23 protein-coding genes are annotated in these 21,042 nt (G+C 72.2%); 16 read left to right on the forward strand and 7 right to left on the reverse strand.

Features of this window, described 5'->3' with window-relative positions; translation table 11 throughout:
• Nucleotides 1–52: 52 nt before the first annotated feature.
• Nucleotides 53–1,039, reverse strand: a complete 987-nt coding sequence (locus BIU89_RS16645) for an aldo/keto reductase (RefSeq protein ID WP_071248528.1) — start codon at nt 1,037–1,039, stop codon at nt 53–55.
• Between the two features lie 111 nt (nt 1,040–1,150).
• On the opposite strand from BIU89_RS16645, the gene BIU89_RS16650 reads away from it, so the two are divergent.
• From BIU89_RS16650 to BIU89_RS16685, 8 genes are all read left to right on the forward strand, one after another.
• Nucleotides 1,151–1,387, forward strand: coding sequence for a hypothetical protein (locus BIU89_RS16650; protein ID WP_027466854.1), 237 nt, complete (start codon nt 1,151–1,153; stop codon nt 1,385–1,387).
• Between the two features lie 127 nt (nt 1,388–1,514).
• Nucleotides 1,515–2,060 carry an acyl-CoA thioesterase gene (locus tag BIU89_RS16655; RefSeq protein ID WP_071248531.1) on the forward strand — a complete coding sequence of 182 codons (546 nt, stop codon included), beginning with the start codon at nt 1,515–1,517 and terminating at the stop codon, nt 2,058–2,060.
• Between the two features lie 9 nt (nt 2,061–2,069).
• On the forward strand, nt 2,070–3,641 hold the full coding sequence (locus tag BIU89_RS16660) for an FAD-binding oxidoreductase (protein WP_071248532.1): 1,572 nt from the start codon (nt 2,070–2,072) through the stop codon (nt 3,639–3,641).
• Between the two features lie 145 nt (nt 3,642–3,786).
• Nucleotides 3,787–4,374 (forward strand): YdeI/OmpD-associated family protein, encoded by a 588-nt coding sequence (locus BIU89_RS16665; RefSeq protein WP_071248535.1) that lies wholly within the window; start codon nt 3,787–3,789, stop codon nt 4,372–4,374.
• Between the two features lie 74 nt (nt 4,375–4,448).
• The gene (locus BIU89_RS16670) at nt 4,449–5,330 is read left to right on the forward strand and encodes an aldo/keto reductase (RefSeq protein WP_027466858.1); all 882 of its coding nucleotides are present in this window, start codon (nt 4,449–4,451) and stop codon (nt 5,328–5,330) included.
• A 176-nt stretch (nt 5,331–5,506) separates the two neighbouring features.
• On the forward strand, nt 5,507–6,106 hold the full coding sequence (locus tag BIU89_RS16675; protein ID WP_071248538.1) for a PadR family transcriptional regulator: 600 nt from the start codon (nt 5,507–5,509) through the stop codon (nt 6,104–6,106).
• Complete coding sequence (locus tag BIU89_RS16680) at nt 6,103–6,831, forward strand: ABC transporter ATP-binding protein (protein WP_027466859.1); 729 nt, start codon at nt 6,103–6,105, stop codon at nt 6,829–6,831. Before BIU89_RS16675 ends, BIU89_RS16680 begins: the two co-directional genes overlap by 4 nt.
• Nucleotides 6,828–9,650, forward strand: a complete 2,823-nt coding sequence (locus BIU89_RS16685; RefSeq protein ID WP_071248540.1) for an ABC transporter permease — start codon at nt 6,828–6,830, stop codon at nt 9,648–9,650. Before BIU89_RS16680 ends, BIU89_RS16685 begins: the two co-directional genes overlap by 4 nt.
• A gap of 122 nt (nt 9,651–9,772) precedes the next feature.
• Here the strand turns inward: BIU89_RS16685 and BIU89_RS16690 are convergent, their stop codons facing one another.
• Nucleotides 9,773–10,444: an SDR family NAD(P)-dependent oxidoreductase gene (locus BIU89_RS16690; protein ID WP_071248543.1), complete on the reverse strand. Its 672-nt coding sequence runs from the start codon at nt 10,442–10,444 to the stop codon at nt 9,773–9,775.
• Nucleotides 10,441–10,839, reverse strand: a complete 399-nt coding sequence (locus BIU89_RS16695) for a (R)-mandelonitrile lyase (RefSeq protein WP_071248546.1) — start codon at nt 10,837–10,839, stop codon at nt 10,441–10,443. Before BIU89_RS16695 ends, BIU89_RS16690 begins: the two co-directional genes overlap by 4 nt.
• Before the next feature lie 110 nt (nt 10,840–10,949).
• Between BIU89_RS16695 and BIU89_RS16700 the strand changes: the two genes are divergently transcribed.
• The 6 genes from BIU89_RS16700 (at nt 10,950) to BIU89_RS16725 (ending at nt 16,234) form a co-directional block, all read left to right on the forward strand.
• The gene (locus tag BIU89_RS16700; RefSeq protein ID WP_071248549.1) at nt 10,950–12,107 is read left to right on the forward strand and encodes a PQQ-dependent sugar dehydrogenase; all 1,158 of its coding nucleotides are present in this window, start codon (nt 10,950–10,952) and stop codon (nt 12,105–12,107) included.
• 55 nt (nt 12,108–12,162) lie between these two features.
• Nucleotides 12,163–13,041: a helix-turn-helix transcriptional regulator gene (locus BIU89_RS16705; RefSeq protein WP_027466864.1), complete on the forward strand. Its 879-nt coding sequence runs from the start codon at nt 12,163–12,165 to the stop codon at nt 13,039–13,041.
• Between the two features lie 99 nt (nt 13,042–13,140).
• Nucleotides 13,141–14,076 (forward strand): helix-turn-helix transcriptional regulator, encoded by a 936-nt coding sequence (locus tag BIU89_RS16710; protein WP_083404457.1) that lies wholly within the window; start codon nt 13,141–13,143, stop codon nt 14,074–14,076.
• Entirely contained in the window at nt 14,073–14,285 is a 213-nt protein-coding gene (locus BIU89_RS16715) for a hypothetical protein (RefSeq protein ID WP_071248554.1), read from the forward strand. Before BIU89_RS16710 ends, BIU89_RS16715 begins: the two co-directional genes overlap by 4 nt.
• A 60-nt stretch (nt 14,286–14,345) precedes the next feature.
• Complete coding sequence (locus tag BIU89_RS16720) at nt 14,346–15,044, forward strand: carboxymuconolactone decarboxylase family protein (RefSeq protein ID WP_071248557.1); 699 nt, start codon at nt 14,346–14,348, stop codon at nt 15,042–15,044.
• Entirely contained in the window at nt 15,041–16,234 is a 1,194-nt protein-coding gene (locus tag BIU89_RS16725) for an MFS transporter (protein WP_071248560.1), read from the forward strand. The genes BIU89_RS16720 and BIU89_RS16725 overlap by 4 nt, the downstream gene beginning before the upstream one ends.
• 9 nt (nt 16,235–16,243) lie before the next feature.
• On the opposite strand, the gene BIU89_RS16730 is transcribed toward BIU89_RS16725, so the two are convergent.
• Both BIU89_RS16730 and BIU89_RS16735 read right to left on the reverse strand, forming a co-directional pair.
• Nucleotides 16,244–17,215, reverse strand: coding sequence for an NAD-dependent epimerase/dehydratase family protein (locus BIU89_RS16730; protein WP_071248897.1), 972 nt, complete (start codon nt 17,213–17,215; stop codon nt 16,244–16,246).
• A 138-nt stretch (nt 17,216–17,353) separates the two neighbouring features.
• A complete protein-coding gene (locus BIU89_RS16735; protein WP_051597019.1) occupies nt 17,354–17,839 on the reverse strand; it encodes a DUF4126 family protein in 486 nt (161 codons plus the stop codon).
• A gap of 129 nt (nt 17,840–17,968) precedes the next feature.
• On the opposite strand from BIU89_RS16735, the gene BIU89_RS16740 reads away from it, so the two are divergent.
• Entirely contained in the window at nt 17,969–18,619 is a 651-nt protein-coding gene (locus BIU89_RS16740) for an NAD(P)H-binding protein (protein ID WP_071248563.1), read from the forward strand.
• A gap of 84 nt (nt 18,620–18,703) precedes the next feature.
• Here BIU89_RS16740 and BIU89_RS16745 read toward each other — a convergent pair whose 3' ends face one another.
• Entirely contained in the window at nt 18,704–19,405 is a 702-nt protein-coding gene (locus BIU89_RS16745; protein WP_071248566.1) for an SDR family oxidoreductase, read from the reverse strand.
• Between the two features lie 95 nt (nt 19,406–19,500).
• Between BIU89_RS16745 and BIU89_RS16750 the strand changes: the two genes are divergently transcribed.
• Entirely contained in the window at nt 19,501–19,896 is a 396-nt protein-coding gene (locus BIU89_RS16750) for a MerR family transcriptional regulator (RefSeq protein ID WP_027466874.1), read from the forward strand.
• Between the two features lie 58 nt (nt 19,897–19,954).
• Here the strand turns inward: BIU89_RS16750 and BIU89_RS16755 are convergent, their stop codons facing one another.
• Entirely contained in the window at nt 19,955–20,950 is a 996-nt protein-coding gene (locus BIU89_RS16755; protein WP_083404458.1) for a LacI family DNA-binding transcriptional regulator, read from the reverse strand.
• Between the last annotated feature and the right edge of the window lie 92 nt (nt 20,951–21,042).

A 21,042-nucleotide genomic window follows, 5' to 3' on the forward strand; every position in this document is an offset into this window, starting at 1 on the left:
GGAGGCCCGTGGCGGATCCGCCACGGGCCTCCAGGCCGTCATCCGGTCGCGTCTACCGGCCGATGGTCGACATGTCGGGGTAGCGGTCACCGGTCGGGACCGGCAGCGCCGACAGGCGCGACAGCTGGTCCGCCGTGAGGGTCAGGTCGGCTGCGCCGACGTTCTCCTCGAGGCGGGAGACCCGCTTCGTGCCGGGGATCGGGACGATGTCGTCGCCCTGGGCGAGCAGCCAGGCGAGCGACACCTGCGCCGGGGTGGCGCCGGCCTCGGTGGCGATCTCCTTGACCGCGTCGACGATGCGCATGTTCTGCTCGAACGCCTCCTGCTGGAAGCGCGGGTTCGCCAGGCGGAAGTCGTCGGAGTCCAGGTCGGACGGCTTCGTGATGGCACCCGTCAGGAACCCGCGGCCGAGCGGCGAGTACGGCACCAGGCCGATGCCGAGCTCGCGCAGGGTGTCGAGCACGTCGCCCTCGGGGTCGCGCGTCCACAGCGAGTACTCGCTCTGCAGCGCGGTGATCGGGTGGACGGCGTGGGCCTTGCGGATGGTCTCGGCACCGGCCTCGGACAGTCCGATGTGCCGGATCTTGCCCTCCTGCACGAAGCCGGCGAGCTGCCCGATGACGTCCTCGATCGGGACGGCCGGGTCGACGCGGTGCTGGTAGTAGAGGTCGATGTGGTCCGTGCCCAGGCGACGGAGCGAGCCCTCGAGGGCCTCGCGCACGGACTCGGGCTTGCTGGAGATCCCGCGCTGCTGCGTCGGCGTCTCCTCACCGGCCTCGTGGTGGTACAGGCCGAACTTGGTCGCGATGACGACGTCGTCGCGACGGCCCTCGAGCGCACGGCGCAGGAGTTCCTCGTTCGTGTAGGGGCCGTACGCCTCGGCGGTGTCGAACAGGGTGACGCCGAGGTCGATCGCGCGGTGGATGGTGCGGATCGACTCGTCGTCGTCGGTGCCGGCGCCCGTGTAGAAGGCGCTCATGCCCATGGTTCCGAGGCCGATCGGGCCGACCTCGAGGTCTGCGAGCTTGCGTGTCTGCATGCTGCAGGTCTACTCCCGGTCCCCCTGACGGCGGGAGGCACTGGCTGTACCCGCCTCCGCACCACTACGCTGCGAGGGACGGGGCAGACGCCCCGGGCTCGGGGGAGTGTCATGGTCGTCATCTGGATCGTCATCGCCGTGGTCGTCGTGCTCGGCACCCTGCTCGTCGTGCTCGAGGTGCAGAACCGCCGTCGGCGGCAGGCGCTCGAAGCGATCGAAGACCTGTCGGATCCGCGTGACAGCGCACGCGCCGCGGCCGAAGCCGAAGCTGCGCACTCCAGGACCGAGGGGCTCGCCAAGTCCGCGCACCCTGGCATCACGGGCGCCGGCGGCGGCTTCCCCGGCTGAACCGCCCGACCCCACCGCCCGCCGATTGTCGGGAGCGGCTGGTGGTGTGTCGGCGGACGGCCGCGCGCTTCGTGAGGTTCCTCCAAGGTGCTCGCACGATTGCTCCGCGCACTGGTGTGATCGTCCCGTGAACCTGTACTTCCGACTGCTCCTGCTGCAGCTGCGCACCCGTCTGCGCGCTCGGGTCGGCGGGCGCCGCCGGGCGTCGCTCTGGGACGAGGTGCGGACGCCGTTCCGGGTGGTCCCGACCGACCTCGACCCCCTGCGGCACGTCAACAACGGCAAGTACCTGTCGATGCTCGACCTCGGTCGGCTCGACCTGATGCTCCGCTCCGGGTACTGGGCCGCGCTGTCCGAGCACGGCTGGTACCCCGTCGTCTCGGCGCAGACGATCACGTACAAGCGGTCGCTGACGCTCGGGCAGCGGTTCGAGCTCCGCACCCACGTGCTCGGGGTCGACGACCGTGCGGTGTACCTGGAGCAGACGTTCGTGCGACAGGGTGCCGTGATGGCCCGCGCCGTGGTGCAGGCCCGGTTCCTGCGGCGTTCCGGCGGGACGGTGCCGACCGCGGACCTGCTCGAGGCCGCGGGTGGCGCGGACCGCGACCTGACCGTGCCCGACTGGGTGCACGACTGGGCGAGTGCGACCCGGATCAGCAGCGGTGCGGCGTAGACAGGTCCGGTGACCGAACCAGCAGGCTCCCACCGGACGACCGCCACCTCGCGCCGTACGCTCATCGCCGGCGGGGTCGGTCTCGGTGTCGCCGGCATCCTCGCCGCCTGCAGCAGGCCGGGGCCCGAGCCCAGCCGGTCACCGAGCGCCGCCCCGACGCGCTCGCAGACCCCGGACCCTGCACCGAGCGACTCCCCGGACCGCGGCCCGGACTCGTGGGATGCCCTGGCCGCCGCGGTGTCCGGCACCGTGCTGCGGTCCGGCGCGGCGGGGTGGGACGACGCCCGTGTGCTCGAGAACCCGCGCTTCGACGACGCCGACCCGCGGGGGATCCTCCGGGCGGCGGACACAGCGGACGTGCAGGCCGGCCTCGCCTTCGCCCGGACCACCTCGACGCCGGTGGCGCTCCGGGCCGGCGGGCACTCGTACACGGGGTGGTCGGCCGGCGGAGCGCCCGGCACCGGTGTGCCGCGATCGCTGGTCATCAGCACGCAGGACCTGGACGGCATCGACCTGCACGACGACGGGACCGTCACGATCGGCCCGGGTGCCCGGCTCGGCGACGTGTACGCCGAGCTCGCGAAGGCCGGACGGGCGATCGGCGCCGGCTCGTGCCCGACGGTCGGCATCGGCGGACTGACCCTGGGTGGTGGAGTCGGCGTCCTCGTCCGGTCCTTCGGGCTGACCTGCGACCAGCTCACCGGGGCAACCCTCGTCACCCCGGACGGGGTCGTGCACCGGGTGTCGACGTCCCGCGAACCCGACCTGTTCTGGGCCTGCCGCGGTGGGGGCGGTGGAACCGTCGGCGTCGTGACCGCACTGACGTTCCGGACGCACGCCGCGCCTCCCGTCCTGCTCTTCACGATCACGTTCGCGTGGTCGGCCGCCGCTGCCGTGGTGCGTGCCTGGCAGGACTGGGCGCCGACCGCCGACCGGGAGCTGTGGTCGACGCTCAAGCTGCTGAACGGCAGTCGTCACTCCGCCCCGACGGTCACCGTGACCGGCGTGTGGACCGGATCGAAGACCGGCGCCAACACCTCCGTCGACGGTTTCATCGCTGCCACCGGCGCGAAGCCGCTCGCCCACACCGGGCGGGTGCTCACCTACGGCGCCGCGATGTCCGCGTTGGCGGGGAAGCCGCAGCGGGTGTCCGAGGCGGCGACGTCGTCGATCGGATCGGCGAAGCTCACCGACCGGCAGATCGACGTGCTCGTCGCCCAGGCGGCCGCGGCGGGTGACGTGACGGGCAACCTCGAGGGTGGGGTGGCGCTCGATGCGCTCGGCGGCGCCGTGGCGGACGTCGGTGCAGGGGACTCGGCCTTCCCCTGGCGGTCGGCGCTGATGACCGTGCAGTACACGGCGGTGTTCGCGGACGGGGCGGATCCCGCGCCGTTCGATGCGTACGTGCGGGGGTTCCGGAAGGCGATGCGACCGGCCTGGGGCGACGCGGCGTACGCGAACTACTGCGATGCATCGATCACCGACCCGTCCGCGTACTTCGGGGACAACACCGCACGTCTGCACCGCATCGCCGAGCAGGCCGACCCCGCGGGCGTGCTCGCGCAGCCGCACTGGGTCTGACGTCGGCCCGGGCACGGTGCGCGCGGTCCGGGTTTCGGCCCCAGCGACACTTCACGCGTCCCGCACCCCGTGAACTGTCGCTCAGCGCGAAACTCGACCGACCCACGGCCCACGGCCCGCGGCCGGCCGGTCCTACGATGACCGCATGGACATCGTCGACCTGGTGCTGCCGGACGTCGCGGCGTGGCGCGCCTGGCTCGACGACCACGAGCACGAACCCGACGGGGTGTGGCTCGTCCTCGTCAAGAAGGGCGTCACGGAACCGACGACGCTGACCTACGACACCGCCCTCGACGAGGCGCTCTGCTCCGGGTGGATCGACGGGCAGCGGCGCGGGCGCGACGACACCACCTACCGTCAGCGGTTCACCCCGCGCCGGAAGGCCTCGCTGTGGTCGCAGCGGAACCTCGGCCTGGTCGCGGCACTCATCGCCGAGGGGCGGATGCGGGAGCGCGGGCACGCCGAGATCGAGCGCGCCAAGGGTGACGGGCGGTGGGACCGCGCCTACGCCGGATCCGCCACGGCCACGGTGCCCGAGGACCTGCAGGCCGCGCTCGACGCCGCCCCCGCAGCCGCCGCACTGTTCGCCGAGCTCGACGCCACGAACCGGTACGCCGTCCTGCACCGGATCACGACGGCCCCGAACGCCACGGTGCGGACGAACCGGCTCACCAAGCTCGTCGGCGGACTCGAACGCGGCGAGACCCCGTACCCGCGGCCCACCCGTCCCTAGACCCTGCGAACCCGGGGAGCGGTCGGGGGACACCGACTCAGGGACCGGCAACGCACCGGGCGTAGACCGGGGTCATGACCACAGGCACTGACACCACGAACCGTCCGGCCGCGTCCTCCGGCACCTTCCGCATCGGCGGCGACCTCGAGGTCAACCGGCTCGGCTACGGCACCATGCAGCTCACCGGCCCCGGCGTCTGGGGACCGCCGAAGGACCACGACGAGGCGATCCGCGTCCTCAAGCGTGCCGTCGAGCTCGGCGTGAACTTCTTCGACACCGCCGACTCGTACGGCCCCTACGTCGCCGAGGAGCTCCTCAAGGAGGCCCTGCACCCCTACGGCGACGACGTCGTCATCGCCACGAAGGCCGGCCTCACCCGCACCGGCCCGAACGTCTGGCCGCCCGTCGGCCGCCCGGAGTACCTCCGGCAAGAGGCGGAGATGAGCCTCCGCCGCCTGGGCCTCGAACGCATCGACCTGTTCCAGCTGCACCGCATCGACCCGAAGGTCCCGCTCGAGGACCAGGTCGGCGAGCTGAAGAAGCTGCAGGACGAGGGCAAGATCCGCCACATCGGCCTGTCCGAGGTCTCCGTCGACGAGGTCAAGGCCGCGCAGGAGATCGCCACGATCGTCTCCGTGCAGAACCTCTACAACCTGCAGAAGCGTGACGCCGAGGAGCTGCTCGACTGGTCCGAGGAGCAGGGCATCGGCTTCATCCCGTGGTTCCCCCTGGCCACGGGTGGCCTGACCGGCGAGGACTCGCCGCTCACCGAGATCGCCGAGCGCAAGGGTGCGACCCCGGCGCAGCTCGCGCTCGCCTGGCTGCTCAAGCGCTCCCCGGTGATGCTGCCGATCCCCGGCACGTCGAGCGTCGCGCACCTGGAGGACAACCTCGCGGGTGCCACCGTCGAGCTGACCGACGACGAGTTCGAGGAGCTGGCGAAGCTGGGTCACTGACCCCGGGATGCGACGGCGGGTCGCGAACGCGACGACCGGTCGGACGGGAGGCGCGGTGCCAGCTGGCACCGTGCCTCCCGTCCGTTTCCCGCCCTGTCCAGATCCGTGCTTGCGCAGGCATACCGGGTATGTGCATACTCAGTATGGCCACGGTGGCCCGAGACGGGGGAAGTGTCATGAGCGTTCGGATGGGCGTACTCGCGCTGCTGGTGGGGGGACCCGGCTACGGGTACCAACTCCGGGGGGAGTTCGAGCACCGCACCGGCGGGAGCTGGCCGCTGAACATCGGCCAGGTCTACACGACCCTGGACCGCCTGGAACGCGACGGCCTCGTGGCCCGCGGTGACGCCGACGACGACGGACACGTCGTCTACACGGCGACGGACGCGGGTCGCGCCGAGGTGGCGCGCTGGTTCAGCGAGCCCGTGCCGGCCAAGCGCGGCCGCGACGAGCTGGCGATCAAGTTCGCCCTCGCCGTGACCGTGCCCGGGGTCGACGTCGCCCGGCTGGTGCAGGTGCAGCGCGGTGCCGCGATCCGGAACCTGCAGGACCTGACGCGGCTGAAGCGGACGACCGACCCGTCGACGGACCTGGCGTGGTCGCTCGTGCTCGAGTCGATGGTGTTCCAGGCCGAGGCCGAGGTGCGCTGGCTCGACCACGTGGAGTCGAGTGTCGCGCGGTACCGGCCGGACGAGCACCCCGCGACGCCCGACGCCACCGGGGCTGCCGGTGCTGCCGGTTCCGCTTCCGCTTCCGCTGCGCGGAGCGCACGGTGACCGCCGCACCGCTCCTGCAGCTCGACGCCGTGAGCGTGCACTACGGCTCCGGCGCGAAGGCCGTCACGGCCCTGGCCGGCATCGACCTGCGGGTCGAGCGCGGCGAGATGGTGGCCGTGATGGGCACCTCGGGGTCGGGCAAGTCGACGCTGCTCGCCTGCGCCGGCACCCTGCTGCCGCCGACGAGCGGTGAGGTGCTGATCGACGGCGCCTTCGTGTCCGACCGTCCCGCCAAGGAGCTCGCAGCGCTGCGCCGCCGACTCATCGGGTTCGTGTTCCAGGACTTCAACCTGATCCCCTCGCTGACCGCGGTCGAGAACGTGGCACTGCCGCTCGAGCTCGACGGGTGGAAGGCCTCGCAGGCCCGCCGCGCCGCGGAACTCGCGCTGGACAACGTCGAGCTGTCGCACCGCGCCGACGCCTACCCGGACGACCTGTCCGGCGGCCAGCAGCAGCGCGTCGCGATCGCCCGCGGCGTGGTCGGGGAGCGTCGACTCGTGCTCGCCGACGAGCCGACCGGAGCCCTCGACTCGCAGACCGGCGAGGTCGTGCTCCGCATGCTCCGTCGGCACGTCGACGCCGGAGCCGGCGCCCTCCTGGTGACCCACGACGCCCGGCACGCGGCCTGGGCGGACCGGATCGTGTTCCTGCGCGACGGTCGGGTGGTCGACGAGACCGTGTACTCGGGCGTCGAGGCGGCGCTGACGGACCGGACCGCCTCGTGAACCGGGGTCGGCGTGCCGGGACCGGCCGGACGCCGTTCGCCCTCCGACCGGCGCTCCGTCTGGGGCGTCGGCTGGCGTTCGCGAAAGCGGGCCGCGCGGCACTGATCATCGCGCTCATCGGGATCCCCACCGCCGGGTTCGCCGCCGTCGCCGTCGTGGTGCAGTCGACGCAGCCCACGGTGACCGAGCAGCTCGACCACGACCTCGGCCAGGCATCGGCGCAGATGCGGGTGTCCGGCCCGGACCTGCCCGGCATGGTGCAGGACCCGGTGCAGTGGCAGTTCACCGACTCGAAGCGGAACAGCCCCGTCACCAAGTCGGACGAGGACTCACCGTTCGCGAACGTCCTTGCGCACGTGCCCGACGGCGCGCTGGCGATCCCGGTCGGCGGCACGCCCGTCGTGGTGCAGGGTGCGCACGGCCCCGTCGGACTGACCGCTGTGGAGGGCAGTGTCTGGGACCCGTCGCTCGAGGGCCACTGGCACGTGCTCGACGGCTCCAGGCCGACCACGCGCAGCGAGCTCATGGTCACGCCGGCGACGCTCGAACGCCTCGGGGCGAAGATCGGCGACACGGTGGACCTGACCGACCCGGTCACCAAGCGCTTCACGATCACCGGGACCATGACCGACCTGGGGACGGACCCGGGGACGCAGGGGGTGTTCCTGCCCTGGGGCACGACGCTCTCGACGACCGACACCACCGACGACGTCGGGCTCGACGACGTCACCGTGTACCTGCCGTCGGACGCCCCGACGTGGTCGGAGATCCGGCAGCTCAACGCGCACGGCATCATCGTGCAGTCGCGTCCGGTCGTGCTCGACCCGCCCGACGCCCGGCTCTCCGGTGGGCAGCTGAGCTCGACACTCGGCTGGTACCTCGGGGCGATGGGGTTGCTCGGCGTCTTCGCGATGTTCGAGGTCGCCCTGCTCGCCGGGGCCGCTTTCCTGGTCGGCACCCGGGCGGACACCCGCTCGTACGCCATCGTCACGAGCGTCGGCGGCGACAAGCGGTTCGTCCGCACGATCGTCGCCGGGTCGGGCCTGGTGCTCGGGCTCGTCGGCGCGGTCCTCGGGGTCGCCGCCGGCACCGGGATCGGCGTGCTCGCGTTCCGGCTGGTCGACAACGGCAACGTGGTGTCGTTCCCCGGGTTGCACGTGCCGCCGCTCCTGCTGCTGTCGATCGCCGCCGCCGGGGTGCTCGCCGGACTCGTCTCCGCGCTCGTCGCCGCACGGTCCGCCACCCGGATCAACGTGCTCGCGGCGCTGCGGGGCTCGCTCCGTCCGGTGCCCGTCAGCCGTCCGGCCCGCCGTCGTCGGCACATCTGGGGACCGCTGCTCGTGGTCCTCGGCGCCGTGATGACGCTGGCGTGCGGTGTCGGGGTGCTCATGCTCAACGACCGCCCGGTGCAGCACGACCGGTGGGCCTACGTCGTCGGTGCCGGGGTCGCGATCGGGCCGTGCCTGATGCAGCTCGGCATCGCCATCTGCTCGCCGTGGCTGCTCGCCCTGGTCACCCGGCTCACTTCCCGCGCGGGGCTGTCCGCACGGCTCGCCGCCCGCGACGCCCGCCGCAACCCGGTCCGCACGGTGCCGGTGCTGGCGAGCGTGATGAGCGTCGTGTTCGTGGCGTCGGTCGTGATCACGTGGAGTGCGTCGACCCAGGCCCAGTACGTCCGCGGCTACGAGTACTCCACGGCGGTCGGGGTCGCGACGGCCGAGGTGCAGACCGAGACGAAGGACGGCGGCAGTACCGGTCGCCACGACGCGGAGCTGACGGCCCACGCCGCGAAGGTGGTGTCCGGGGTCTTCGACCAGGACCGCATCCGGGTGCTCGGTGTCACGCAGGAGCAGCCGGGCGACACCCCCTCGACCGTCACGATCCCGCACCGCTGGAGCGCGTACGACTGCCCGGCGAACGACACGACGAGCTGCTCGTACTACCTGGACACGGCGAGCGCGTCGAGTCCGCACATCTGGACGGGGACCGTCGACGACTACGCCGTGCTCACCGGGCACCGGCCGTCCGCCGCCGTCCGGAGCGCGCTCGAGGGCGGTCGGGCCGTGTCGCTCTGGCCGGAGTACGCCCACGACGGCGCGGTCCGCGTCGACACCTTCCACGACCGGACGTGGGAGAGCGAGCCCATCACCGAGCGGAGCCGACCGGCGGCCAGCGTCTCGATCCCCGCCGTGCTCGACGTGCAGACCCCGCGGATCCAGGTCGGCGTCTTCATGTCGAAGGCGACCGCCGAGCGGTACGGCGTCCCGGTGGTCGACGGCATGCTCGTCACGACGCTGCCCCACGACCTCGACCCGGCACAGGCGGACGAACTGAGCTCGGCGTGGCAGAGCTTCGGCGGCGACGACCGTGCACGGTGGAGCGGCCCGTCGTTCATGTACGAAGCCGGCCCCACCGACAACGAGGCGATCATCCGGGCGATCGTGCTCGCCCTGGCCGCGGCCGTGACGATCGGTGCGACGGCGGTCGCGATCGGACTCGCACGGTCCGACGGCCGGCGGGACGACGAGGTACTCGACGCCATCGGTGCCGCACCACGCCTGCGCCGAGGGGTGTCGACGTGGCAGGCGGCGATCCTGGCCACGGTCGGCTCGGTGATCGGGACGCTCCTCGGACTCCTGCCGATCCGCGCCCTGACCCTGCGGTTCACCGAGAGTCCGGTCGGGGTGAACCACATGCCGTTCGTGCCGGACTGGCCGGTACTGGCCCTGCTCGCGGTCGGCCTGCCCCTCGTGGTGACGGCCGGGGCGTGGCTGACCTCGCGGGGTCGGCGGCGGGTGGCGGTGCGACGGGCGCACTGACGCGACGGAAGGCCCGTGGCGGCGTCGCCACGGGCCTCCCGTCCGTCACATGGTGAGCAGGCATGGTCGGGTCGCTGTGCCGGACCCGACCATTCCTGCTCACGAAGCGGCGAGCGCCGCGCTCACGCGAGCTCGGGGAGCGCCTCCGCGTAGGTGCGGAAGTCGCCGCGCTCCGTGTGGATCGCCCACAGGCGGTCGGCGATGGACTCCCCGGAGTGCTCGGGCTGCCCGTCGTCGATGCCGAACGGGATGATGAGCTGGCCGACGTGGACGTCCTCGTCGCGGACGGCGTCGTGCAGCAGCTGCGCGTAGGCGCTCTCGGCCGCGAAGGCGACGGAGGTGCCGGTGACGCGGGCGCCCGGTCGGACCGCGCTGCCGCCGTTGACGAACAGGATCGTGCCGTGGCCGATCGCGCGCATGCCGGGCAGCACCTGGCGGACGGCGTTGACCGAGCCGTAGACCGAGAACTCGATCGGGCCGACCAGGTCGTCCGCCGTGGTCTCGAGCACCGGGCGCATGTACTCCTTGGCGGGGAGCGGGCTGTACTGCAGCACCTCGATGGGGCCGAGCTGCTCGGTGGCGCGCTCGAGTGCGGTGCGCAGGGAGTCCCCGTCACGGACGTCGGCGGCGAACCCGGCGGCGGTGTGGCCGCGCTCACGCAGTTCCGCGGCGAGGCCGTCCAGCCGGTCCTGGTTGCGGGAGATCAGGGCGACGGCGAAGCCCTCACGGGCGAAGCGCTCGGCGACGGCGAGGCCGATGCCCTTGCCGGCCCCGACGATGGCGATGGTGGTCATGCGGTGTACTCCTCGTCGCTCACGTGCTCGAGCCAGGTGGTGGTCGTCGCCGGGTCGTCGGCGGCCTCGAGCATCGCGAGGTGTTCCATGTAGTCGGTGGGGGTCGCGCCGTGCCAGTGTTCCTCGCCGGCGGGCGTGTAGACGGTCTGTCCAGCCTGCACCTCGATGACGCGGCCGTCCCGGGTGCCCATCCGCGCGACGCCCTCGGTGACGTGCAGGGTCTGGCCCTTGGCGTGCGAGTGCCACGCGGTGCGGGCGCCGGGCAGGAACCGGACCTTGGCGACGGTCATCGTCTGACCGGGCTCCTTCGGCGAGGCGATGGCGTCGAGGTACACGTCGCCGGTGAACTGCTCGGGCGGGTTCTTGACGGTCGGCTGCTTCGGTTCGATCTGCATGCCGACGACGGTAGGCCGCCGTGCGCACCGTCGGGAGGTGCCGACAGACCCCCTCAGGGGTTTCCCGAACGCAGCGTGTGTGATCGACCCACGACCCCGGGAGGATCATCGTGGACACACCCGCCGGAACGCCCCGCAGCCGCCGCCTCTGGTCGGTGGCCGGCCTCGCCGCCGTCGCCGCACTGGCCCTCACCGCCTGCACGAGCGGAGACGGAGCGGAGCAGGACGGGTCCGACCGCGGCGGTTCGCCGTCGGCGCGTGCGACCGCGCCCGCCGACCTGTCGGCCGGTCAGGTGGCGCTGGACGGTGACACCACCGACGTGGTCACCGGCCTGGAGGCCCCCTGGTCGGTGGTCCTGACGGGTGACGACGGCGACGCGCTGGTCAGCGAGCGCGACTCGGCCCGGGTGCTCGAGCTGCGGTCCGACGGCACCACCCGCCAGGTCGGCACCGTCGACGGTGTCAGCCACGGCGGCGAGGGCGGACTGCTCGGGCTCGCGCTGCACGACGACGACCTGTTCGTGTACTCCACGGCCGACGACGGCAACCGGATCCAGCGGTACGAGCTGACCGGTGACACCGGGTCGTGGGGGCTCGGGGACGCGACGACGATCATCGACGGCCTGCCGAAGAACACGTTCCACGACGGCGGCCGGATCGCGTTCGGGCCCGACGACATGCTCTACGCCAGCGTCGGGGACGCCGGCGCGAGCACCGACGCGCAGGACGAGGACTCGCTCGCGGGCAAGATCCTGCGGCTCACCCCGGACGGCGACGTCCCCGCCGACAACCCGATCGACGGGTCGCCGGTGTGGAGCCTCGGGCACCGCAACGTGCAGGGCATGGGGTGGTCGTCGGACGGCACGATGTTCGCGTCGGAGTTCGGTGAGAACACCCACGACGAGCTCAACGTGATCGAGCCCGGGTCGAACTACGGCTGGCCCGAGGTCGAGGGCACTGGTGGCGAGGACCAGGGCTTCGTCGACCCCGTGCAGCAGTGGTCCACCGACGAGGCGTCCCCGAGCGGCCTCGCCGTCGTCGAGGACACGGTGTTCGTCGCGAACCTGCGGGGCGAGGTGCTCCGGGCGGTCCCGGCCGACGACCCCGGCACCGCGACCGAGTACTTCGCGGGTGACTTCGGGCGCATCCGCACGGTGCTCGAGGGCCCGTCGGACACCCTGTGGTTCGTCACGAACAACACCGACGGCCGCGGGACGCCGTCGAGCGGGGACGACCGGATCGTCTCCGTCCCGTTCACGCGCACGTGAGAGGGGTTCCCGCAGCCCCTCGCTCGCGCCGGACGGGGCGAAGTAGCGTGACGGCATGAACCACCGCGACGAAGCGCGCGACTTCCTCTCCAGCCGTCGCGCCCGCATCACCCCCGAGCAGGCCGGCGTCGAGACCTTCGGCACGCGGCGTCGCGTCACCGGGCTGCGTCGCGAAGAGGTCGCACGCCTGGCCGGCGTCAGCATCGACTACTACACACGGCTCGAGCGCGGCAACCTGCAGGGGGTCTCGGACAGCGTGCTCGACGCCATCGGCCGGGCCCTGCAGCTCGACCCCGCCGAGCAGGAGCACCTGCGCGACCTGTCGCAGCACCAGAACGAGACCCCGCGTCGCGCCGGTCGTGTCGTGCCCGTCGCTGCCGTCCGACCCGAGCTGCAGTACCTGCTCGACGTGGTCACGGACGCCCCGGCGATGATCATCAACAACCGGCAGGACATCGTCGCCGCGAACGCGCTCGGCTTCGCGATGCACTCGGACCTGGTCGCGGCACCGGCGCGGCCGATGAACTTCTCGCGCTTCATCTTCCTGGACCCGCAGGCGCGGAACTTCTACCAGGACTGGCAGCGGGCCGCGCACACGAACGTCGCGATCCTGCGCCGCGAAGCGGGCCGGACCCCGAACGACAAGGACCTCGCCGCGCTGATCGGCGAGCTGTCGATGCGGAGCGACGACTTCCGCGGCCTCTGGGCAGCGCACGACGTCCGACGCCACTACGCCGGCGTGAAGTCGTTCCGGCACAGCGTCGTGGGGCCGCTCGAACTCCACTTCCAGACGCTCGAACTCGCCGAGGACCCGGGGCTCGCGCTCACCATCTACCCGGCGACCCCGGGCAGCCCCACGGCCGACGCCCTGCGGGTGCTCGCCTCGTGGGCGGCGACCGAGGGCATCGCGGAACGGGCGCGCCAGCTCGCCTGAGGCGGTGGTGGCGACCACCCGTCCGGGTCCGGGCCGTTCCCTGCTGACGGGTACCAGCAACCCCTGCTTCCGGCACGCGGCCGGCCGTACCGTGGAGGCATGGACACCAGAAGCGAAGTGCGTGACTTCCTCCGCACACGTCGCGAGCGGGTCACACCGCAGCAGGCCGGTCTGCCCGACTTCGGTGGGGTTCGCCGCGTCAAGGGACTGCGGCGCGAAGAGCTCGCACTGGTCGCGGGGATGAGCGTCGACTACTACGTCCGGCTCGAGCGCGGGAACCTGACCGGGGTCTCCGAGAGCGTCCTCGAGTCGCTGTCCCGTGCGCTGCGTCTCGACGATGCCGAGCACGCGCACCTGTTCGACCTGGCTCGTCTGCAAAACGCTTCGGGTGCCTCGCGCCGGACGATCCCGACGTCGAAGGTCCGGCCGAACGTGCAGCGGGTGCTCGACACGATCAGCGCTCCCGCCTGGGTCCGCAACGGCCGGTTCGACTTCCTCGCCGGCAACGCGCTCGCCCGAGCGGTGTACTCGCCGCTGTTCCTCTCGCCCTCCGGCACCCCGAACACCGCGCGCTTCGCGTTCCTCGACCCGCGCGGCCAGCAGTTCTGGCGTGACTGGGACGCGGTCGCCGGCGACGTGGTCGCCGCGCTGCGCGCCGAGGCGGCCCGCTCGCCGTACGACAAGGGACTGACCGACCTGATCGGGGAACTCTCCACCCGCAGTGACGAGTTCCGGCGGCGCTGGGCCGCACACGACGTGATGCGGCACCGGAGTGGTGTCAAGCGCGTGCACCACCCGGACGTGGGCGATCTCGACATGAGCTACGAGACGATGGAGCTCGTCACGGACTCGGGGCTGACCATGGTCGTGTACGGCACGGAGCCCGGGTCGGCGTCCGAGGAACGGCTGCAGCTGCTGGCGAACCTCGCGGCGACGAGCGCGACCGGTGCGATCGGTGCGACGAGTGCCGCGGCTGCGCCGGCCGCCGCTGCCACTCCCACTTCCACTTCCACTGCGGCAGCGGAGGACGCGTGAACGAGACCGAGTCCGTCGAGACCGTCGAGACCGTCGTCACGGCTCCGTCGACCGGGTTCGTCAGCCGACTGCGGTTCCGGCTGCGCGCCGAGCAGGAGATCCACGAGCTCACCCGTGACCGCGAGCTCGAGGAACGGGTTCGAGCCGAGGCAGCCGTGCGGCTCGCGCCCGGGCCGTGGCACCTGGGGGAGCTGTTCCGTCGGCGGTGACGGCTGAGGGGGGAGGACAGCACCTGTCACGGCCCCGCGGTCGGCCCTAGCGTCGAGGACATGACCTTCGCCGACACCGACCCCGAGTTCGCCCGGTACCACGCCGACTTCGTGGACGAGACCCTGCGGAACGCCTCACTCAGCGAGCACGACCGTGTGGTCGTCCAGCTCGGTGCGACGATCGCGGCCGGGGCACCGACGGCGTTCCGCGACCTGCTGGAGGCGGCGCTCGACGGCCCGCTCTCGCCCACCGAAGCGAAGGAGATCGTGTACCAGGCGGTGGCCTACGTCGGCTCCGCACGCGTCGGTGACTTCCTGTCGATCACCAACGCCATGCTCGTCGCCCGCGGGGTCGCTCTGCCGTTGCCCGGGCAGTCGACGACGACCCCGGCGGACCGGCTCGAGCGCGGCCGAGCGGTGCAGGGTTCCGTCGTCGGTGCGGACCGCGTCGACGCGATGTACGAGAACGCCCCCGCGGACGCCGTGCACTTCCAGCGGTTCCTGTCCGGCAACTGCTTCGGGGACACCGTCGGCCGGGACGGGCTGTCGCTGCCCACCCGTGAACTCCTGACCTTCGCGCTGCTCGCGGCGCTCGGCGGGGCCGACGCGCAGGTGCAGGGGCACGTGGCCGGCAACCTGAACGTCGGGAACACCCGCCAGCAGATGCTGGACGTCCTGACCGTGCTCGTCCCGCTCATCGGCTACCCGCGCACGTTGAACGCCCTGGCCGCCGTGAACGAGGGAGCACCCGCAGCATGAGCACGGACCACTCGATGTCGAGGGGCCGGACCCTGCTCTTCGCCGTCGCCGGGGGAGCAGCGGTCGGCAACCTGTACTGGTCGCAGCCGCTGCTCGACGACATCGCATCGTCGCTCGGCACCTCGGCGTCGCTCGCCGGGCTGCTCGTCACGCTGACCCAGGTCGGCTACGCCCTCGGCATCCTGCTCGTGGTGCCGCTCGGGGACGTCCTCGACCGCCGACGCCTCATCCCCTGGGTGCTCGTCGCCTCCGCCGTCGCGCTGCTGCTCGCCGCGATCGCACCGACCTTCACGACGCTTCTGGTCGCCCTGGCGCTGGTCGGGCTGACGACGGTCGCGGGGCAGCTCCTCATCCCGCTGGCCGGGGACCTCGCCGACCCCGCGCAACGCGGACGCGTCGTCGGCACGATCGCGTCCGGGGTGCTCACCGGCATCCTCGTGTCGCGGACGATCAGCGGCCTGGTCGCGGACGCGTTCGGCTGGCGCGCGATCTACGTGCTCGCCGCCGTCGTCGCGGTCGTCCTCGCCGTGCTGCTGCGTCGGGCCATCCCCGAGCTCGACGCCCGCGGCAAAGTGGCGTACCCGCAGCTCATCCTGTCGGTGTTCCGTGCCGTCCGGACCCACCGGACCGTCCAGGTCACGCTGGTGATCAGCTCGTCGGTGTTCGCCGTGTTCACGATGTTCTGGACCGCCCTGACGTTCCTGCTGAGCAGCGACCCCTACGACTTCTCCACCAGCAGCATCGGGTTGGTCGGCCTGGTGGGGCTCGCGGGTGCCGTGGCGGCGCAGCGGGTCGGGCGACTGCACGACCGCGGGCTGTCGGTACCCGTCACCGGGGGAGCGATCGTGCTCCTGCTCGTCTCCCTGGTCGTCGCCGGGATCGGTGCGCACTCGATCGTCGTGGTGCTGCTCGCCGTGCTGCTGCTCGACGTCGCCGTGCAGGCCGCGAACGTGCTCAACCAGACCCGGCTCTTCTCGGTCGACCCGGCCGCGCGGAGCCGGCTCAACACGGCGTTCGTCACCTCGAACTTCATCGGCGGCGCGATCGGTTCGGCCCTGGCGTCGGTGCTGTGGAACGCCGGGGGCTGGACGGCGGTCACGATCGGCGCCGCGGTGCTCGCGGGGTTCGCCGCGACGGTCTGGGTCGTGCACCGGAACCGTGGGCTCGTGGTCGAGCCGGAGCGGGCCTGACCGTGGAGCTCAACGGACCAGGGGGTTCGTGACCTCGAGCTCGCCGTGGTCGACGAGCCAGCGCACGGCGTCCAGCACGGTCTCCTCGGCGGTGAACGCCGGAGCGTAGCCGAGCAGACGACTCACCTTCTCGGTGCTGAAGACCTGGCTGCGGGACAGGTGCTCCCAGCTGGCGTCAGCGTGTTCCGGAGCCGTGGTCTCGCGGAACCGGTCCCAGGTGACGGAGTCGAGCCGGGCCTCCTGGCCGAACCACGACGCTGCCAGGTGGGCGTACCCGCGCGCGGTGAGCGCCGTCGGAGCCGTGACGAAGAAGTCCTCGCCCGCCGCCGCATCGCGGTGCTCGACGGCGAGCTGGAACGCCTGCGCGACGTCGTCGGCGTGCACGTGGGCCATCGTCTCGGCGCCGAGACCGGGCACCTCGAGCGGTTCGCCGGCGGACAGCTTCGTCAGCACCGAGGTGTCGAGGTTGCCGAGCGGACCGATCGGCGTCCAGCCCGGACCGCTGATGTGACCGGGGTGCAGCGACGTCGTGACCAAACCGCCTGATGCGGTTTCTTCCTTGAGCATCCGGGCGATGGCATCCTTCTGGACGCCGTAGTCGCCGAACGGCGGGGTGGCGTTCTGCTCGGTGATCGGCAGCACGTGCGAGACACCGGCGCGCCAGATCGAACCGCAGTGCACCAGGTGCGTGCCGGTGCCGCGGAGGGCGTTGACCAGCGCTGCGGCCGAGGACTCGGTGAAGCAGACGAGGTCGACGACGGCGTCGGCACCGAGCGCAGCGATGCGGCTGCCGAAGGTGCCGTCGCGGTCCTCCTGCTCGCGGTCGGCGCTGATCCGCTCGACCTGCTGCCACTCCGGGGCGTCGGCGTACGGGGTGCTCGTGCCGCGCGTGACGGCGACGACGCGGTGCCCCGAGCGGACGAGACGGGGGACGAGGAACGAGCCGATGTGGCCGGTGGCTCCGATGACGACGATGTGCATGAGGGCCACCGTAGGCCGAGGCGTGCGGATCGTGAGCAGGAACGGTCGGGTGCGGCGGTGCGACCCGACCGTTCCTGCTCACGAAGCGAGCCCGCAGCGCGCCCGCAGCGCGCAAGCGAAGCGTGCCGAGCTGCACGCTCAGTCGGCGGTGATGACCTTCACGGAGCCGGCGATGGTCGCGGCGTCCTCGGCGAGCGCGACGACGGGGTCGGGCAGGCCCGCGCCCCCGAGGGCCTTGCGCACACCCCAGCCGACGAAGCTGCCGACGAGGGCACCGACGCCACCGAGGATCGCGCCCTCGATCCGCAGGTCACGCTTGCCCGTGGTGCCGAGTGCGGCGCCGGCGAGGGCACCGGACGCGACACGTCCGAGCAGCGCCGAGGGGGCGATGCGGTTCGGGGTCTTCGGCAGCTTGTCGCCGATGAGCTCACCGACGGCGGAGGCGACGAGCAGCCCACGGCCGACCGGGGTGCTGAAGACCTTCCACTGCTGCCACGAACCCTTCAGCGAGGACCGGTCGTGGTTCAGTGCGAGGACGGCGAGCGGGGTGGCGCTCCGGCCACCGCTCATGATGCCGAGGACCAGGGTGCGGACCAGGGTGTGCTGCTCGTGCTGCTTGCTCATCGTGACTCCTGTCGTGTTGCCCCCGACGGTACGCACGGTGACCTCGGGTGTTCCGAGCATCGCGAGCGATCGCCGGGCGGACGTCCGGCGTTCCCCGGGTACGGAGCCTCCCCGAGTAGCGTCCGGCGCATGAGCAACGTCATCGTCCTCGGCGGCCACGGCAAGGTCGCACTCCTCGCCACCCGCATCCTGTCCGAGCGCGGACACACGGTCACCTCCGTCATCCGGAACGCCGACCAGTCCGACGAGATCCGGGCGCACGGCGGCGAACCGCACGTCGCGGACATCCAGCAGCAGTCCCTGAACGACTTCGCCGAACTGATCCGCGGGTACGACGCCGTGGTGTGGTCGGCCGGTGCCGGTGGCGGTTCCGTCGACCGGACCTGGGCCATCGACCGCGACGCTGCGGTGCTGTCGATCCAGGGGGCGAAGCAGGCCGGCGTCGACCGCTACGTGATGGTGTCGTGGTCCGGCTCGCAGCTCGACCACGGGATCCCGCAGGACCAGGACTTCTTCGCGTACGCGCAGTCGAAGATGATCGCCGACGCGGTGCTCCGCGACTCGGGGCTGCAGTGGACGATCGTCGCCCCGAGCACCCTGACCGACGACGAGCCGACCGGCTCCGTCGACTGGGACGGCTCGTCGACCCAGGTGCCGCGCGGTGACGTGGCGCACGTGGTCGCCGACGTGGTCGAGAACCCCGGCACGGCCGGCAACACCTTCCGGTTCAACACGGGGTCGACCCCGGTGGCGGAGTTCCTGCGCGCCGACGCGGTCTGACCAGGACCGGCAGACCACTGACGGACGGGGTCGCGACGGTCCTCCCGCCGCGACCCCGAGCTGTCCGTCGCGTCGCCGCGGCGCTCAGGCCATCTGCGCGTAGAAGCGCTCCGGTGCCTCGGCGAGCGACGCCTTCACCATCCGGCTCCAGTCGTCGACGAGCACCTCGGCCACGCCACGCTCCACACCGTCGAGTGCCGCACGGGCCACGTCCGTCGGGTCCGTCTTCGGGCCGTCGTAGTCGCCCATCATGTCGGTGTCGGCCGCACCGAGGTGGAGTCCCTGCACGCTGATGCCCCGATCGGCGAGCTCCAGGCGGACGGCGTTCGTCATGTTCCACTCGGCCGCCTTCGCCGCGGCGTAGCCACCGGCGCCGGGCGCCGCGAACCAGGACAGTGCCGACAGCACGTTGACGATCGCGCCGCCGCCGTTCCGCTCGATCACCGGCGCGAAGGCACGGATCATCGACAGGCTGCCCCAGAAGTGCGTGTCCATGGCCTTCCGGACGATGGTCAGGTCGTCGGTCACCAGGGAGCCCTGCGTCGAGATGCCGGCGTTGTTCACGAGCAGCGTCACGTCGCCGGCGGCTGCGGCCACCGCGTCGACCGAGGCCTGGTCGGTGATGTCGAGGGGCAGCGCGACGACGCCCTCGACGTCGACGAGTTCGGGGCGGCGTGCGGTCGCGTAGACCTTCGACGCCCCGCGCTCCAGCAGCTCCAGGGCGAAGCGGCGTCCGATGCCGCGGTTCGAGCCGGTGACGAGTGCGACCGATCCAGCGATGTCCATGGTGTCTCCTCCTGCCGCGCGGGTGTCTCCCGCAGCGGCTCGGCTACGCTAAGACCTCACATCCATGTCAGGGGCAAGCCCGGATCGGAGCACACATGCGCATCGGTGACCTCGCGGCCGAGACCGGCGTCAGCGTCCGCTCGCTGCGGTACTACGAGGAGCAGGGACTGCTCACCGCGTCGCGCACCGCGAGCGGGCAGCGGATCTACACGGACGCAGCGGTCGAGCGGGTCCAGCTCGTGCAGCAGCTGTTCGCCGCCGGGCTCGCGAGCCGCACGATCGTGCAGCTGCTGCCCTGCGTCGACCGCGGGGAGTCGACGCCGGAGTCGTTCGCGCTGCTCATCGCGGAGCGGGACCGGATCACCGCGCAGCTGGCCGAGCTCGAGGCGGTCCGGGGGCGGCTCGACCAGGTCATCGCGATCACCGAGCACCCCACCGCCGAGCACTGCCCGGCGCTCCGTGACCGGCCTGCGGAGCCGGTCGCGGCCTGAGACGCGACACCGGGACGGTCTGGAGGCCCGTGGCGGGTCCGCCACGGGCCTCCCGTCCCTAGCGGGTCGCTGACGACGCCCGCACCACCAGCGTGTGGCGCGAGCGCAGCACCCCGGGTGTCGCCGGGGCACCTTCCTCGAGCTGGGCGACGAGCACTCCGACGGCCGTCGCCGCGACGCGGTCCAGGTCGGCCGACACCGTGGTCAGCGCCGGGGTCGAGTACGCCGACTCCTCGATGTCGTCGAACCCGACGACCGCGACGTCGTCCGGCACGGTCCGGCCCGCGAGCTGCAGGGCGCTCATCGCCCCGAGCGCCAGCGCGTCGTTGCAGCAGACGATCCCGTCGACCGGCACGCCGGCGTCGAGGAGCTGGCGCGCGGCCGCCGCACCCTCGGCCCGGTGCCACAGCGCGGTCGGCACCACCCGCTCGGGTGCGAACGGCACGCCGTGGTCGTCGAGCGCCTCGCGGTAGCCCCGCAGTCGCTCCTGAGCCGTGCGCACGGGGCCCGACGGGTCGGACCCGATGAACGCGATCGACCGCCGACCGGCGTCGAGCAGGTGGGCGGTCGCGTCCCGCAGCGCGTCCGCGTTCGACATGGCGATGAACGGCACGGGGGCGTCCGGGATCGGCTCACCGAGCACGACCAGGGGGAACTTCACCTCGAGCGCGGCGGCGTCGCTCGGCCGGACGGTCAAGGGGCTGTAGATGATGCCGTCGATGGAGTGCTCGCGCATCCGGGTGATCGCGTCCGCCTCGCGCACGCCGCTCGCGGTCTGCTCGATGAGCACCGTGTAGCCCACGGCTCCGGCAGCGCGGATGACGGCGTCGGCGAGTTCGGCGAAGTACGCCTGCCGCAGTTCCGGCACCGCGAGCCCGAGCACCTTGGAGCGTCCGGCGCGGAAGTTCCGGGCCGAGACGTTGAGCTCGTAGCCGAGCTCGTCGACGGCGGCCATCACACGGTCGCGGGTGCGGACGGAGACGTGTTCGTAGCCGGACAGCACGTTCGAGACGGTCTTCTTCGAGACACCTGCCACGGCGGCGACGTCGCTCATCGTGGGCGGAGAGCGGTGCCCCTGCGCCATCGGGCGCCCCCTCTCACGTGCGGACTGCGTTCGGCAGGAACCTACCGCACCAGCGTGGTGCG

Origin of the sequence: Curtobacterium sp. MCBA15_005, from assembly GCF_001864855.1 — a bacterium.
Lineage (GTDB): Bacteria > Actinomycetota > Actinomycetes > Actinomycetales > Microbacteriaceae > Curtobacterium > Curtobacterium flaccumfaciens.

Bases quoted from the DNA above. Each gene is read 5' to 3' on its own strand.
- BIU89_RS16645 (WP_071248528.1), bottom strand. From the start codon at position 1,039: ATGCAGACACGCAAGCTCGCAGACCTCGAGGTCGGCCCGATCGGCCTC.
- BIU89_RS16650 (WP_027466854.1), top strand. From the start codon at position 1,151: ATGGTCGTCATCTGGATCGTCATCGCCGTGGTCGTCGTGCTCGGCACC.
- BIU89_RS16665 (WP_071248535.1), top strand. From the start codon at position 3,787: ATGGACATCGTCGACCTGGTGCTGCCGGACGTCGCGGCGTGGCGCGCC.
- BIU89_RS16670 (WP_027466858.1), top strand. From the start codon at position 4,449: ATGACCACAGGCACTGACACCACGAACCGTCCGGCCGCGTCCTCCGGC.
- BIU89_RS16675 (WP_071248538.1), top strand. From the start codon at position 5,507: ATGAGCGTTCGGATGGGCGTACTCGCGCTGCTGGTGGGGGGACCCGGC.
- BIU89_RS16690 (WP_071248543.1), bottom strand. From the start codon at position 10,444: ATGACCACCATCGCCATCGTCGGGGCCGGCAAGGGCATCGGCCTCGCC.
- BIU89_RS16695 (WP_071248546.1), bottom strand. From the start codon at position 10,839: ATGCAGATCGAACCGAAGCAGCCGACCGTCAAGAACCCGCCCGAGCAG.
- BIU89_RS16705 (WP_027466864.1), top strand. From the start codon at position 12,163: ATGAACCACCGCGACGAAGCGCGCGACTTCCTCTCCAGCCGTCGCGCC.
- BIU89_RS16710 (WP_083404457.1), top strand. From the start codon at position 13,141: ATGGACACCAGAAGCGAAGTGCGTGACTTCCTCCGCACACGTCGCGAG.
- BIU89_RS16720 (WP_071248557.1), top strand. From the start codon at position 14,346: ATGACCTTCGCCGACACCGACCCCGAGTTCGCCCGGTACCACGCCGAC.
- BIU89_RS16725 (WP_071248560.1), top strand. From the start codon at position 15,041: ATGAGCACGGACCACTCGATGTCGAGGGGCCGGACCCTGCTCTTCGCC.
- BIU89_RS16730 (WP_071248897.1), bottom strand. From the start codon at position 17,215: ATGCACATCGTCGTCATCGGAGCCACCGGCCACATCGGCTCGTTCCTC.
- BIU89_RS16735 (WP_051597019.1), bottom strand. From the start codon at position 17,839: ATGAGCAAGCAGCACGAGCAGCACACCCTGGTCCGCACCCTGGTCCTC.
- BIU89_RS16740 (WP_071248563.1), top strand. From the start codon at position 17,969: ATGAGCAACGTCATCGTCCTCGGCGGCCACGGCAAGGTCGCACTCCTC.
- BIU89_RS16745 (WP_071248566.1), bottom strand. From the start codon at position 19,405: ATGGACATCGCTGGATCGGTCGCACTCGTCACCGGCTCGAACCGCGGC.
- BIU89_RS16750 (WP_027466874.1), top strand. From the start codon at position 19,501: ATGCGCATCGGTGACCTCGCGGCCGAGACCGGCGTCAGCGTCCGCTCG.
- BIU89_RS16755 (WP_083404458.1), bottom strand. From the start codon at position 20,950: ATGAGCGACGTCGCCGCCGTGGCAGGTGTCTCGAAGAAGACCGTCTCG.